Annotated in this window: 12 protein-coding genes; 7 read left to right on the forward strand and 5 right to left on the reverse strand. The window is 60.3% G+C overall.

Features of this window, described 5'->3' with window-relative positions; all coding sequences use genetic code 11:
- Positions 1-79: 79 nt before the first annotated feature.
- The 3 genes from ABTV29_RS16120 to ABTV29_RS16130 all read right to left on the reverse strand — a co-directional run bounded on the left by ABTV29_RS16120 (position 80) and on the right by ABTV29_RS16130 (position 3,599).
- Positions 80-1,918 carry a DUF5666 domain-containing protein gene (locus ABTV29_RS16120; RefSeq protein ID WP_433765379.1) on the reverse strand — a complete coding sequence of 613 codons (1,839 nt, stop codon included), beginning with the start codon at positions 1,916-1,918 and terminating at the stop codon, positions 80-82.
- On the reverse strand, positions 1,915-2,760 hold the full coding sequence (locus ABTV29_RS16125; protein ID WP_433765380.1) for a DUF6502 family protein: 846 nt from the start codon (positions 2,758-2,760) through the stop codon (positions 1,915-1,917). Before ABTV29_RS16125 ends, ABTV29_RS16120 begins: the two co-directional genes overlap by 4 nt.
- 170 nt (positions 2,761-2,930) lie before the next feature.
- Positions 2,931-3,599 (reverse strand): hypothetical protein, encoded by a 669-nt coding sequence (locus ABTV29_RS16130; protein ID WP_433765381.1) that lies wholly within the window; start codon positions 3,597-3,599, stop codon positions 2,931-2,933.
- Between the two features lie 266 nt (positions 3,600-3,865).
- Between ABTV29_RS16130 and ABTV29_RS16135 the strand changes: the two genes are divergently transcribed.
- The 6 genes from ABTV29_RS16135 to ABTV29_RS16160 all read left to right on the forward strand — a co-directional run bounded on the left by ABTV29_RS16135 (position 3,866) and on the right by ABTV29_RS16160 (position 10,489).
- Positions 3,866-4,855 (forward strand): zinc-dependent alcohol dehydrogenase family protein, encoded by a 990-nt coding sequence (locus ABTV29_RS16135; RefSeq protein ID WP_433765382.1) that lies wholly within the window; start codon positions 3,866-3,868, stop codon positions 4,853-4,855.
- Between the two features lie 411 nt (positions 4,856-5,266).
- Positions 5,267-6,118 (forward strand): sugar phosphate isomerase/epimerase family protein, encoded by an 852-nt coding sequence (locus tag ABTV29_RS16140; RefSeq protein ID WP_433765384.1) that lies wholly within the window; start codon positions 5,267-5,269, stop codon positions 6,116-6,118.
- 14 nt (positions 6,119-6,132) lie between these two features.
- The gene (locus ABTV29_RS16145; RefSeq protein WP_433765385.1) at positions 6,133-7,197 is read left to right on the forward strand and encodes an isopenicillin N synthase family dioxygenase; all 1,065 of its coding nucleotides are present in this window, start codon (positions 6,133-6,135) and stop codon (positions 7,195-7,197) included.
- A gap of 45 nt (positions 7,198-7,242) precedes the next feature.
- Positions 7,243-8,031: an ABC transporter substrate-binding protein gene (locus ABTV29_RS16150; RefSeq protein WP_433765387.1), complete on the forward strand. Its 789-nt coding sequence runs from the start codon at positions 7,243-7,245 to the stop codon at positions 8,029-8,031.
- A gap of 64 nt (positions 8,032-8,095) precedes the next feature.
- Entirely contained in the window at positions 8,096-9,670 is a 1,575-nt protein-coding gene (locus ABTV29_RS16155; RefSeq protein WP_433765389.1) for an amino acid ABC transporter permease/ATP-binding protein, read from the forward strand.
- Positions 9,671-9,700: 30 nt separating this feature from the next.
- A complete protein-coding gene (locus ABTV29_RS16160; protein ID WP_433765390.1) occupies positions 9,701-10,489 on the forward strand; it encodes an SDR family oxidoreductase in 789 nt (262 codons plus the stop codon).
- Between the two features lie 113 nt (positions 10,490-10,602).
- On the opposite strand, the gene ABTV29_RS16165 is transcribed toward ABTV29_RS16160, so the two are convergent.
- Complete coding sequence (locus ABTV29_RS16165; RefSeq protein WP_433765392.1) at positions 10,603-11,241, reverse strand: FMN-dependent NADH-azoreductase; 639 nt, start codon at positions 11,239-11,241, stop codon at positions 10,603-10,605.
- A gap of 17 nt (positions 11,242-11,258) precedes the next feature.
- The gene (locus tag ABTV29_RS16170) at positions 11,259-12,032 is read right to left on the reverse strand and encodes a ParA family protein (protein ID WP_433765394.1); all 774 of its coding nucleotides are present in this window, start codon (positions 12,030-12,032) and stop codon (positions 11,259-11,261) included.
- A gap of 221 nt (positions 12,033-12,253) precedes the next feature.
- Between ABTV29_RS16170 and ABTV29_RS16175 the strand changes: the two genes are divergently transcribed.
- A complete protein-coding gene (locus tag ABTV29_RS16175; RefSeq protein WP_433765396.1) occupies positions 12,254-14,041 on the forward strand; it encodes a SulP family inorganic anion transporter in 1,788 nt (595 codons plus the stop codon).
- The last annotated feature ends 6 nt before the right edge of the window (positions 14,042-14,047 follow it).

The following is a 14,047-nucleotide window of genomic DNA, read 5'->3' on the forward strand; positions in this document are numbered from 1 at the left end:
TCCCGTTGAGAACCGTGATCGGACTTACCCAGCCTAGTTGCTTATTTCGAAGTTGTAGAAATGACTGTGCCGCTGATAGCTAGCGGCCTGATCGATCTGGATGGTCTACCTTTTCGGTTTTCTCGACTTTATCTACCCTTTCAGGCTTTTCGATCTTCTCCACTGTTTCCGGTCGTTCAACCTTCTCTACCCGCTCCGGGAGCTCTACTTTTTCCACCTTCTCGACCTTTTCCGGTCGCTCCACTTTCTCTACTTTTTCAACCTTTTCCGGTCGTTCGACTTTTTCCACTTTCTCAACTTTCTCGACCTTTTCCGGTCGCTCGACCTTCTCGACTTTCTCTACCTTTTCCGGCCGCTCAACTTTTTCGACCTTTTCTACCCTTTCGACTTTCTCTACTTTTTCGACCTTCTCAACTTTCTCTACTTTTTCAACCTTCTCTACTCTCTCGACCCTGTCGGACGGCCCGCTGTTGTCGACCTTTTCCGGTTGCTCGACTTTCTCAACGCGGTCGGACTTGCCGGACTTGTCTACCGATTCAGTCTTGTCTATCGCTTCAGACTTGCCGCTTTCGACACGGTCACGGTCGCCGTGGCCGCTGCCACTGTTGTCATCAAGGCTTTCAATGCGTGGCCTGGAATCACCACTACCGCTACTGCTACCGCGACCGCTGTTGCTATTGCTGCTGCCGGAGCGACCGGAGTCATCACTGCCCTGTTCATTGTCCTGCTCAGTGCGACGCTCCATGCGGCCCCGGCCCGAGTTATCGATGCGTTCGCCATTGAACTCGACGCGGGTTGCCCGAATTTCACGTGTACCGCTGAACACCCCGGTCACCCGGACCCGTTGGTCCACGTTCAAGGTGGAGGACCGCTCGCCGACAAACACGGTATCGCTGCCCAATGTCACGTTGAAGCCACCGACCACCACACGACGATCCTGCCGGCTCTGCACGAGGCCTTCGATCACAGCCTGGTGCACGCGGCCGGCAAACGGCAGGCTCGGATCGGGACGGCTTTGGGCGACCTCCAGCTGGCGACCGGACCACTGGCCACGCACCAGCACTTCCTGCGCCGGCGCCACGCGAGTGCCGAGTTTCAAGCCCTGGAGGGTGCCGGCGCGATCGACCGTGCCGATGGCACTGGCTTCCTTGAGGCCCGGCGCCCGTTCGATTCGGCTGGCCACCACTTCGCCGTGAGCGTCGCGCAGCCCGCTGACCCGGACCGGATCTCCCGGCCGCAGCCCTTCGGCCACCCTTGCTCCCGCAGCCAGACGCACCGGTTGCCCCATGACGCGCAGCGGCGCCTTGGCATTGGGCAGTGCCGTCAGCGGCCCTTCAAAGACGTTGAGGATCGAGATGCGCCCGGCTTGCAGGCCGCGCCTGGTAGGGAATGCTTCCACTGCAACGACCTGGCCGATCGCCAGATGCTCGCTGCTGGCGGCGACGCCGTTTTCGCTGACCGGTACGTCCTTGCCGAAGTGCACTTCCATGCCATTGACGCAGATCGACGCGAAGCCGGTGATGGTGCCGACGATACCGGTGCCGCCGGTGCCTCCCGGACTCCAGATCGGCGCGCCAGTGCCACCCACCCCACCATTTTCATGATGAATGATGGTGCCATCCACGCCCGCCGCCACCGCACCCGTACCGCCGGTGCCGCCAGGACGCTGCTGGGCGGGTGCGCCGGTGCCCCCCATGCCACTGGCGTCACTGCTCACGCCTGTACCGCCCATGCCACCGGCCTTTGCCCCGGTCCCACCGGTGCCGCCAGGGAACTGCAGGCTAGCTGCACCCGCCATGCCCACTTCATCGCGGCTTATACAAGCCGGTGCAGCGTCCACCCACGCCGAAGTCACCGGGTTCAACCCCAGACCCAGGACGAGAGTGACGGCACTGAAGCAGCGCTTGAGGGAAATCATGGGGCAGGATTCACCGACGAATTGGGATCGGTAGGCTCAGTGTAGAAATAAAGTCCGATAGTGATGCGCTGACGTTGCTCGTTACTTGGCAAATCCACGTTTTCCAGATCTGCGGCGAGCCGGCTGAAGCCGAGCAACGCTTGCATCCCCTCGCTTGCCACGGCTTCGCGCAGTTTGTCGACGCTGACGGGCGTCAGGGCATCATAGTGCACGCTACGTTCGAAGAGAGGCTCGCCTTCCCCGCTGAGGTTATGCACCGCGGCACTGGCATGGTCGTGCAGGTTGTGGCCCAGATACGCGGCCTTTTCATCGAAGCCCTTCTGCGGCACGAACGCCTGGGCCTCAAGGTGCACGCAGTCCTGTTCATCGAGCCGCACGATACCCAGGCGTAACCACTCGTCGAGCACGACCCGTGCGCGGATGTCCGTGCTGATCTTCGCCACCAGGGCATCGAAGGAGCAGTCGCCGCCTGCGCTGGCCAGTCGCGGCAATGGCAACGCATGGCCCGCGCGCTTGCAGAAAGGCTGGTTGTTGGTCCATGCATTGACCAACTGCGCGCCCAACGTAATGTTCTCCGGCAAGGTCGAGGCAGACGCGTCGCTATCGTCGCGCAGCCTCCGGACATCCTTGCGATGTACCCCTGTCAGCAGGCTGATGCGACTGTCGCTCGGGACTTTGTCGTCCAGGCGAAATTCCCGATCGGCCACATCGACGAACACCTCTTTGAGCAGGTCGGCGAACACCGTATAGGTGACGCCTTTGCGCAGCATCAAGCGCACCAGCGGGCGCATGACCCGCTGGAGGGCTCTTATCAGTGAGGGAGGGAGAGTGGGCGCTTGCATTCAGAGAGTTCCTGGACAGATAACCCCAGTATAACGACGCGGGAAAAAATCCCATATGAACAATTGCCCACTTTTTTGGGACGGTTATAAGTAGTCACTGCCCCGGTATCGACTCACATCCCATACAAAACCCATCCCCTGGGTCATGTATGAGATCTCATTTGTGCGCGTCAGCTCCTGCTGTTGTCGTCCCCGGCTTCGCCGCCGACGTGAACGCCGCGGTCATCACCCGGTTCGCCACCCAAATGGTTGCCCCGATTATCACCAGGCTCGCCGCCAACATGATTGCCGTGGTCGTCGCCAGGCTCGCCGCCAACATGATTGCCATGATCGTCCCCGGGCTCACCGCCCACATGATTGCCATGATCATCGCCAGGCTCTCCACCAGCGTGATTGCCGTGATCGTCGCCGGCTTCAGCATGGTTGCCGTTGCGCCCGGAATTCGAGTTCCCAGCGTGGTCCTGGCCCGCATCGCCGTGACCGCTACCACTGTTGCCGCCACCGTTGCCAGCATGACCGCCGCCGTTCCCGCCATTTCCGCTACCGCCGCCATTTCCACCATGGCCGCCTCCGTTACCGCCGCCACCGCCACCGCCGCCGTTACCACCGTGACCACCGCCGCCACCACCTCCGTTACCGCCACCACCTCCTCCGCCGTGACCACCGCCGCCACCGCCACCGCCACCGCCTCCACCGCCCCCGCCATGACCGCCACCTTCTTTGGCGTAGGCACTGGAGTCGTGGGAGATCGAATCAGGAATCAAGACGATGGACGCCGACAGCACGCCACCGATCGCCATCGCCAGTAGAGCCTTTTTGAACAGAGTTTGAACCTGCATATTCCGCCTCCTGGTCATTACCGCGAGAAACGTCGAATCAAGTCGGGAATGGTCATAATTTTTTTGGAATTCTGTGTGTGGGATTTTTTCCCACATCTAAAAACTAGACCTCTTTATGCAGACCTTCAAGCGACGCAAGGAAAAGGCGACCGGTGGTTAGCCAGCAAAAAAACTGGTAATGACGTACAGCGAACGTCTTTCGAAGCGATTTCCCACCCGCTATCCGGCTGGCCGCTGCGCCAGCCCTTATATAAAGAGGTGTCCCCATGGCACGCATTGTCAGAATCCACCAATACGGTGACGCCAGCGTCCTCAAGCTGGAAAACCTCGATGTGCCCGCCCCGGCGGCGGACGAGGTACAGATCGAGGTCAAGGCCATCGGCCTGAACCGTGCGGAAGTGATGTTTCGCAGTCACGCCTACTTGCAGGAAGCCGAGTTCCCCAGCCGACTGGGTTACGAGGCCGCAGGCGTCGTAGTGGCAATCGGCAGCGCGGTCACCGAGGTCAAGGTTGGCGATGCCGTCGGCCTGATCCCGCCACTGGATATCGCCCGCTGGGGCACCTACGGCGAGCTGGCCAACGTCCCTGCTCACCTGGTGGTCAAACACCCCGACAACCTGTCCTTCGAAGAGGCCGCCGCCTCCTGGATGCAATACGTCACCTCATGGGGTGCGCTGATCGAACAGGCCAGACTCAAGCAAGGCGACTTCGTGCTGGTCACCGCCGCGTCAAGCAGCGTGGGACTGGCGGCCTTTCAGATGGCCCGCATGGTCGGTGCCACCGCGATTGCAATCACCCGGACCCGCGCGAAGAAACAGGCGCTGCTCGACGCCGGCGCCGCCCATGTCATCGTCAGCGATGAGGAAGACATCGTCGAACGCGTCATGGCTTTGACCGATGGCCTGGGCGCCCGCGTGGTATTCGATCCGGTGGGTGGCCCGTCTTTCGAACTCCTGACCCAGAGCATGGCCCGGGGCGGCATTTTGCTGGAGTACGGCGCACTCAGCCCGGAGCCCACGCCGTTCCCGCTGTTCACAGTCCTGGGCAAGAGCCTGACCCTCAAGGGTTACCTCTACTCGGAAATCGTTTCCGACCCGGCCACGCTGGCCCGCGCCAAGGCCTTCATCCTGCAAGGCCTGGAGTCCGGGGCGTTGCGCCCGATCATCGCCAAAACCTTTGCCCTGGAGGACATTCAGGAAGCACACCGCTACCTGGAAGCCAACCAGCAGATCGGAAAGGTTGTGATCACCGTCTGACCCACTCAGGGACAGGGCTGGCTGGAATGATCCACCCAGCCCCGCTCCCGCCTCCGCCCGCAGTGGCCAGGCATCGCTTGGCAGTCTTCAAAATGATTCCGCACTAATGGCACCTCTCGCTGACAGCCAACGTAGACACGCGCTCGCCCTCAAAACCTTTCTTCAAAAGCACGATAAATAGCCTGCTATTTGTTAATAAAAGTCTGAAGTATTCATTTGAACTTTCAGATTCTTTCAGGTCGTGGTCTGTGCCTAACATCGGCGCAACAGCGAACCAGCATCGGTATCGGTATCGCTCCGCAGGTTCAGATAACGCAGAGAGACGAGTCCTCTGGCATTGCTGACCATTGATCGCTTGGCAGTCTGGCGCCGCGCTCTCGCAGCAGGTCCAGGGTTTTTTGAGGATCACCGATGAAGCTGGAAATTTTCCGCACGCTGTGGGGCTACACCGCCAGCAAGGCCCAGGCCCTCGACGAGCTGCTGCAAGCGGGCTTTGATGGCATGGAAGCACGCCTGCCGCTGGACAGCCGTGAGCGCGCCGAGTTCGGTGCCTTCCTGCGCGCCAACCGCGTGGGCTATATCAGTACCGTCTTTACCGCGTACGACGTCCTGCCGGAGCAGTCGGCGACGCCGGCCATTCACCTCGAAGATCTGGACCGCAAACTCGCCTGGGCTGCCGAACTCGGCCCACGCTTCGTCAACGTACTGGCGGGCAACGATCGCTGGTCCCTTGCGCAACAAGTGGACTTCTTCGGTCAGGCAATGGACTTGGCGCGCAAGCACGGCCAGGTCTGCAGCTTCGAAACCCACCGCTCGCGTTCACTGTTCAATCCCTGGGTCACCCTTGAACTGATCCGGCAATTGCCCGACCTGCTTTTCACCAGTGACATCAGCCATTGGGTCGTGACCTGCGAGCGCCTGTTGAATGACCCGGCCGATGACCTGAGCGCGTTCGTCGAGCGCGTTCACCATATCCAGGCGCGGGTCGGTTATGACCAGGGGCCACAGGTTCCACACCCCGCCGCTCCCGAATATGCAAAGGAACTGGCTTTCCACCAGCAGCACTGGGAAAGCATCTGGCGCTCGCAGCAAGAGCGCGGTTACCAGGTCAGCACCCTGACCCCGGAATTCGGCGCCGACGGCTACTTGCATCATTTGCCCTTCACCAATGTCCCGGTCGCCGACCTGTGGTCATTGAACGTGTGGATGGGCCGCACCGAACGCGAACACTTCGAGCGTTTCCACCACTCAAGCCATCCCTAGGGAGTCGATGCGTCATGCCGGACAACAAAAATAAAAGCGCAGACACACACAAAACCAGTTTCAAGAGCATCCCGGTCATCAGCATCGCCGGCCTGTTCAGCTTCGAGCTGGAACACCGCCTGGCGGTGGCCGAACAATTGGGGCGTGCGGCCAGCGAGGTCGGCTTCCTCTATATCACCGACCACGGTATCGACCCGCAGCTGATCAGCAATCTGCGCAAGGCCGCCAAGGACTTTTTCGACCAGCCCTTCGACACCAAGATGCAGCACTACATCGGCACCTCGCAAACCCACAAGGGTTTCGTGCCCGAAGGTGAAGAGGTCTATTCCAAAGGCAAGCCGGACCACAAGGAAGCCTTCGACGTCGGCTTCGAAGTCCCGGCCGATGACCCGCTGGTGCTGGCCAACACTCCATTGCTGGGGCCGAACGACTGGCCGCAATTGCCAGGTTTCAAGGAGTCGGTACAGGCCTATTATGAAGCGATCTTCGCCCTGGGCCGGCGCCTGTTCGGTGGCTTCGCCCTGACTCTGGGCCTGGAAGAAAACTATTTCGACAGCCTGGTGACTCGTCCACCGTCCAAGCTGCGCCTGATCCACTACCCCTTCGACGGTGCCGCCCATGACGCACCGGGTTTGGGCGCCCATACGGATTACGAGTGCTTCACCATCCTGTTGGCCGACAAACCGGGCCTTGAGGTCATGAACGACCTTGGCCAATGGATCGATGCTCCACCGATGGCCGATGCCTTCGTGGTGAACATCGGCGACATGCTTGAGGTGATGACAGCAGGCGCCTTCGTTGCCACCGCGCACCGGGTACGTAGCGTCAAGGAGGAACGCTATTCCTTTCCACTGTTTTATGCCTGTGACTACCACACTCAGATCAAGCCGCTGCCCGGGTTCGCCCAGACCGGCAAGGATTACGAGGAAATCACTATCGGCGAACACATGTATGGCCAGGCCCTGCAGACCTATCAGTATCTGCGCCAACGGGTGGCCAACGGGGACGTTCAACTGCCAGGCAAGGCACGCAAGCCCGCCAGTTTCGGACATTTGAAAAATCAGGCGCAACCGTCCTGATTGAAGTTTTCAGCTACACCCTACCTACGCCGGAGTCAGTAAAAAATGAAAAACAATAAGAACCTCTTGTGCCTGGCTGTATTGGCAGCCGGAATGTTCGGTGCCTCGATGAGCATGGCGGCGGACAGCTTCAAGGTCGGCATGGAAATCACCTACCCGCCTTTCGAGTCCTATGACAAGGACAAGAACGTGGTGGGTTCGGACCCCGAGTTGGCGACGGCACTGGCCAAGCACATGAACGCCAAGGTGGAGTTCGTCGACACCAAGTTCCCGAGCCTGATCCTGGGCTTGAACTCCGGCAAGTACGACGCCGTCATTTCCGGCATGTACATCACCCCGGAGCGCCAGACCCAGGCCCAGACCATCGCGTACGCCAACACCGGTGCCTCGGTCATGGTGCCCAAGGGCAGCGAGCTCAACGCCAAGAAGCCTGAAGACCTGTGCGGCCTGAAACTGGGCCTGGAACAAGGCACCACCTGGGTCAAGGAATTCCGCAAGCTGTCCGACGAGTACTGCGTGCCGAACAACAAGGGCGCCATCACCGTCAGCGAATACCCTTCGGCCCCTGAAGTGACCCAGGCACTGTTGTCCAAGAACATTCAGGCCCAGGTTGAAATCGCCGGTGCCGCCAAAATGATCGCGGAAAAGACCAACGGCCGGGTGGTGATCACCACCGATCACCCGATCTACCAGCAAACTCTGGGCATCTTCGTCAAGAAAGGCAATGACGCCACTTATCAGGCCGTGCAGAAGGCCTTCGAGGAAACGAAAAAGAGCGGTGAATACGCCGCTATCCTGAAGAAGTACGGCCTGGAAGAACCGACTGCCAACTAAGAAACTGTCCGTCTAGTCTGGTCATCTGCCTCCCCTTCACCGGGGCGGCAGATCGAGGTGCCCTATGCAATTCGATTGGTCGTATTTCCTTTCCCTGTTCTCCCTGCCGGACTTCTGGAATGCCTGTGTCACGGTAGTCCAGCTCAGTGCCCTGGCCTGGTTCATCGGCATGCTGCTGGGTTTCCTCCTGGCCACCGCCAAGCTTTCTCAATCGCCGTTTCTGCGCATCCCCGCAGCGGTCTATATCTGGTTCTTCCGCAGCATCCCGTTGCTGGTGCTGGTGGTTTTCGTCTACAACCTGCCGCAATTGTTTCCCGGCAGCGGATCGATTCTGTCCAACCCCTTCTACTCAGGCCTTCTGGCGCTGGTGGTCACCGAAGCTGCGTACATGGCGGAAATCCACCGTGGTGGCTTGATCTCCGTGGCCAAGGGCCAGAAGGAAGCCGGGCGCGCCCTGGGTGTCGGCCTGTTTGGCATGCAACGCCTGATCGTGATCCCCCAGGCCTTCCGTATTTCGCTGCCCACGCTGATCAATGAATACATCACCGTGGTCAAGCTGACGTCGCTGGTCTCGGTCATCTCCCTGACCGAAATCCTCACCGTCGGCCAACGCCTGTACGCCACCAACTTCCTGGTCCTGGAAACCCTGGCTGCGGTAGGCGTCTATTACGTGTTGATCGTCACCGTGTTCGGCTATTTCCTGCAGCGCCTGGAACGCCACCTGGACCTGAACTTCCGCAAGCCGTACACACTCGACGCAGCCGCCGTGGCCAAGCTCAAGGCCAGCGCCGAAGCCCTGCCCGACACCGCGCGCAAGGCTGCAGGCAGCAGCGCGACGCCCATCCTGCAACTGAAGAACATCCAGAAGAGCTACGGCACCCACAAAGTGCTGCTGGGCATCGACCTGAATGTCGAAAGCGGCCAGGTGGTGTCGATCATCGGGCCATCCGGCTCGGGCAAGACCTCGCTGATCCGCACGATCAACGGTTTGGAAACCATCGATACCGGCGACATCCTGCTGTTCGGCGAAAAATTCATCGAAGCCTCGGACAAACCCAACAGCTCGCGCCTGCGCAAAGGCGTGCGCCAGATCGGCATGGTGTTCCAGAACTTCAACCTGTTCCCCCACCGCACCATTCTGGACAACATCACCCTGGCGCCTCGGTACCATGGCCAGCCGGGCGAACTGAGTGAACATCGCGCTTACGCGCTGCTGGACAAGGTCGGCCTGCTCGCCCATGCCCACAAGTACCCGCAGCAACTCTCCGGCGGCCAACAACAGCGCGTGGCGATCGCCCGGGCCCTGGCAATGGAACCGCAGATCATGCTGTTCGACGAGCCGACCTCGGCCCTCGACCCGGAACTGGTCAACGACGTGCTCAACGTGATCCGTGACCTGGCGAAGGAAGGCATGACCATGCTGATCGTGACCCACGAAATGGACTTCGCCATGTCGATCTCCGACCGTGTCGTGTTCATGGAAAACGGCAAGGTGCAACTCGATGCCGCCCCTGAAACCATCCGTGGCAGTGTCGAAGGTGAACGTGTGCGGCGCTTCATGGGCATCGGCAGTCGCTCGCCTGACTTGTCTGCTACGGTGGATCGGCAGGAGCCGGTTGCTGTCATCAGCCACCACTGACATAGAGCTTCTTTTTTCAGGAAAACACGCATGAATCTTGGAATTGCAGGACGCTGGGCGCTGGTGTGTGCCGCCAGCAAGGGGTTGGGCAAAGCCTGTGCGGAGGCGCTGGTGCGCGAAGGCGTGAACGTGGTGATCACCGCACGCGGCGAACAGACGCTGAATGAAACGGCGCTTCAGCTGCGGGCGATCAATCCTGAAGTGACGGTCATCGCTGTCGCCGGAGATATTTCGACGCCCGAGGGTCGTGCGGCGGCGCTCGAGGCCCATGAGCATTTCGATATCCTGGTCAACAATGCCGGCGGCCCTCCCCCCGGCGACTTCCGCGAATGGGACCGAGAAGTCTGGCTCAAGGCGCTGGATGCCAACATGCTGACGCCGATCGAACTGATCAAGGCCACGGTAGACGGCATGGCAAAGCGTGGATTTGGTCGGATCGTCAACATCACTTCCAGCGCCGTGAAATCGCCCATCGAAAGCCTGGGCCTGTCCAATGGTGCGCGCAGTGGCCTGACGGGGTTCGTCGCAGGGCTTGCCCGCCAGGACAGCATTGCCAGTCGCAATGTCACGATCAACAACCTGCAACCAGGTTCATTCGACACCGATCGACTGCGCGGCAACCTGCTCGACGCTGCCCAGGAAATGGGGCTGACCGGTGAGGAATTCCTTGACGAATGTCGCAGTGAAATTCCTGCCAAGCGCTTCGGTACAGCCGAAGAGTTCGGTGCGCTCTGCGCCTTCGTGTGCAGCAGCCATGCAAGCTACATCACCGGGCAAAACCTGCTGATCGATGGCGGCGCCGTTCGTTCCAGCCAATAACGAACCAACCCCATCACCTGTAGGAGCGAGCCTGCTCGCGATGAACCTGAGAGCCCCGCGGGGTGTCAGGTATCCCACGTCATCGTTGACGACCATCGCGAGCAGGCTCGCTCCTACAGGGTTTCTGCCGCCCATTTACGAGCCACTTCCAGTAACTCGATACGGGCTCTTTCCAGCGCTTTTTCCCGTTCCTCGGCTGCTGCAAATTGCACTGGCTGCGCATTGACGAACGACGGTTCCCGAACACCAATGAAACCGAAGGCCGCATTGAGCGACGGGGTCAGCGCATCCATATGCGCCAATGGCATGCCCTCACGCATGTCCGTGCCTCGGGTGGTGATGAACAGGGTCTTCTGTTTGCCCAGTTGACCGATGTACTGGCCGCCACTGTCGACGACATAGGTCAATTCAGCACGAATGATGTTGTCGATGAACGCCTTGAACACCGACGGATAGGAGAAGTTGTGCATCGGCATGGCGAACAGCAACGCGTCGGCGTCCAGCACGCGCCGGCACAATGCCGTGGACGACGCCAGGGTTTGCTCCATGGCCTCCGTCCGTTGTGCCGAGGGCGTATAGGTGGCGACGGTGAATGACTCGTCGACAGGCTTGGGTGGATGCTGCACCAAGTCCAGATAGTCGATTTCGAGTTCGACATTCTGTTCGCGCAGGCACGCGATGAAGTGACGGGCGAGCGCTCGCGAATTGGATCGCTCGCCTTTCGGACTGGCATCGACGTGCAATAGCTTCATGATGGGTGGCTTCCGAATCAGCTGGCTTGTTCCAAAGCCGAAAACAGGTTCACGAACTCCAGTGAAAGCTTATGCCGTGGCGCCAGATGGATCATCGGCACCGAGGCTTCGTGGGATTCACGCATCTTGACCGTGCTGCTCAGATAGTCGGGCAACACCGGCAAGCCCTCGGCCACCAGTTCGTCGATCAGCGTCTTGTGAAAACTGGCGCGTGCCTCGAACTGATTGACCACCACCCCTTCCACGATCAGCGACTCGTTGTGATCGGCCCGCAACTCGCTCACTTGCGCGATGACGTTGTACAGCGCCTGGCGGGAAAAGCTGTCGCAGTCGAACGGAATCAGTACCCGCTCGGCGGCAATCAGCGCACTGTAGGTATAGAAGTTCAGCGACGGCGGCGTATCGATGTAAATGCGTTCGTAATCCTCGGAAAGCTCGACCAGCAACTTGCGCAGCTTGTTGATCTTGAACTTCGCCTCGAGCTTTGCCTGCAGATCCGCCAGTTCGCGGCTGGCCGTGACCAGATGCAGATTGTTGTAGCGGGTATCGGTGATGGCTACCCGGTTCTTCTTGCTGGCCGGGCCGCTGGACAGGGTCTGCTTGAAGAAATCGGCGATCCCCATGGGAATGTCATCGCCTGTCAGCCCTGTCAGATAGTGGGTCGAGTTGGCCTGTGGATCGAGATCCACCAGCAACGTCCTGTAGCCCTCCGCGGCACTGACCGCCGCGAGATTGCAGGCGATGCTTGATTTGCCAACGCCTCCTTTTTGATTGAAAACCGCTCGACGCATGAGACCGACAACCTTGGTAAGAACCTTTCTCGATCATAAGAATGAAATATTACAAAAATGTTTCCAAATGACATTTATGTTTCATTTTCAAGACACCCTGAGCTTCAGCGGTACTGCCGCCGGAAGTTTCGGCTGTGGAATTGACCCTCAAGTGACAAACAAGTTGCGCGATTGAGCTAACGTCTAGTTGTTCGCCTTGTCAGGTAAAGGACCACAGCGCCATGAGCCAACCGGATTCCTCGCCGCAAGTATCAGAACCAGGTCGCATCGCACACCGGGGCAGCGGCCCCAGCACCGGCTGGAGTCGTTGGCTCCCCGGGCTTAAAACGCTGCGCGAATACCGGCTGGCCTGGTTGCGCCACGACATCATGGCCGGCCTGGTGCTCACCACGATGCTGGTTCCAGTGGGCATCGCCTATGCCGTGGCTTCGGGTGTGCCTGGCATCTATGGCCTCTACGCAACCATCGTTCCCCTGCTCGCCTACGCACTGTTCGGCCCCAGCCGGATCCTGGTGCTGGGGCCGGATTCCTCACTGGCGGCGGTTATCCTCGCCGTCATCCTGCCGCTGTCCGGTGGCGACCCCGCTCGCGCCGTCGCCTTGGCCAGCATGATGGCGATCGTCTCGGGCGTGGTGTGCATCCTGGCGGGCATCGCACGCCTGGGCTTCATTACCGAACTGCTGTCCAAGCCGATCCGTTACGGCTACATGAACGGGATCGCGCTGACGGTGCTGATCAGCCAACTGCCGAAGATCTTCGGTTTTTCCATCGACTCCGCCGGCCCCTTGCGAAACCTGTGGGCCATCGCCACGGCGATCATGGAGGGCAAGGCCAACTGGACCGCCTTCCTGGTGGGCGCGGCCACGCTGGTGGTGATCCTTTCACTCAAGAGCAACAAGCGCATCCCTGGCATCCTGATCGCCGTGGCGGGCGCGACTGTTGTCGTGGGCATGCTGGACCTTGCGGCACGGGCCGGTGTATCGGTGCTCGGGCAACTTCCACAAGGCTTGCCGCTGTTCGCCATCCCGTGGATCACCCGCGAAGATATCGTCCCGGTCGTGATTGGCGGCTGTGCCGTCGCCCTGGTTTCGTTCGCCGACACCAGCGTGCTGTCCCGGGTCTATGCGGCGCGAACCCGCACCTATGTCGACCCGAACCAGGAAATGGCCGGCCTGGGTATTGCCAATCTGGCGGCCGGATTTTTCCAGGGTTTCCCCATCAGCAGCAGTTCTTCACGCACCCCGGTGGCCGAGGCCGCGGGCTCGAAAACCCAGTTGACCGGCGTGGTTGGCGCACTGGCTGTCGCCGTGTTGCTGATGGTCGCGCCGAACCTGCTGGAGAACCTGCCCAGTAGCGCGCTGGCCGCGGTGGTGATTGCCTCGGCCATTGGCCTGATCGAAGTTACCGACCTGCGACGCATCTATCGTATCCAGCGCTGGGAATTCTGGTTGTCGATCGTCTGCACCATTGGCGTGGCCGTGTTTGGTGCAATCGAAGGCATCGGCATCGCCATCCTGATTGCCGTAATCGAATTTCTCTGGGATGGCTGGCGGCCCTACTCCGCCGTGTTGGGCGAGGCCAAGGGGGTCAAGGGTTTCCACGACATCCAGCGCTATCCGGATGCCCGCCTGATTCCCGGCCTGGTGTTGTTTCGCTGGGACGCCTCGCTGTTTTTCGCCAATGCCGAATTGTTCCATGACCGCATCCTCGACGCCCTGGCCGCATCACCAACGCCGGTGCGTTGGCTGATCATTGCGGCAGAACCCATCACCAGCGTGGACGTGACCTCCGCCGACATGCTGGCCGAACTGGACGACACCCTGCACGCGGCGGGTATCAAGCTGTGCCTGGCCGAGATGAAGGACCCGGTCAAGGACAAACTCAAGCGCTTCGGGTTGTTCGAGAAGCTCGGCGAAACGGCGTTCTTCCCGACCGTGGAGGATGCGGTCAGTCGCTACCTGTCGGCCAATCCCGTGGCCCGCCAGGACGGGGAATCCTGGGGGGCATAGCCGGTA

This window comes from Pseudomonas putida (assembly GCF_050989985.1).
GTDB classification, from domain to species: Bacteria; Pseudomonadota; Gammaproteobacteria; order Pseudomonadales; family Pseudomonadaceae; genus Aquipseudomonas; species Aquipseudomonas putida_AI.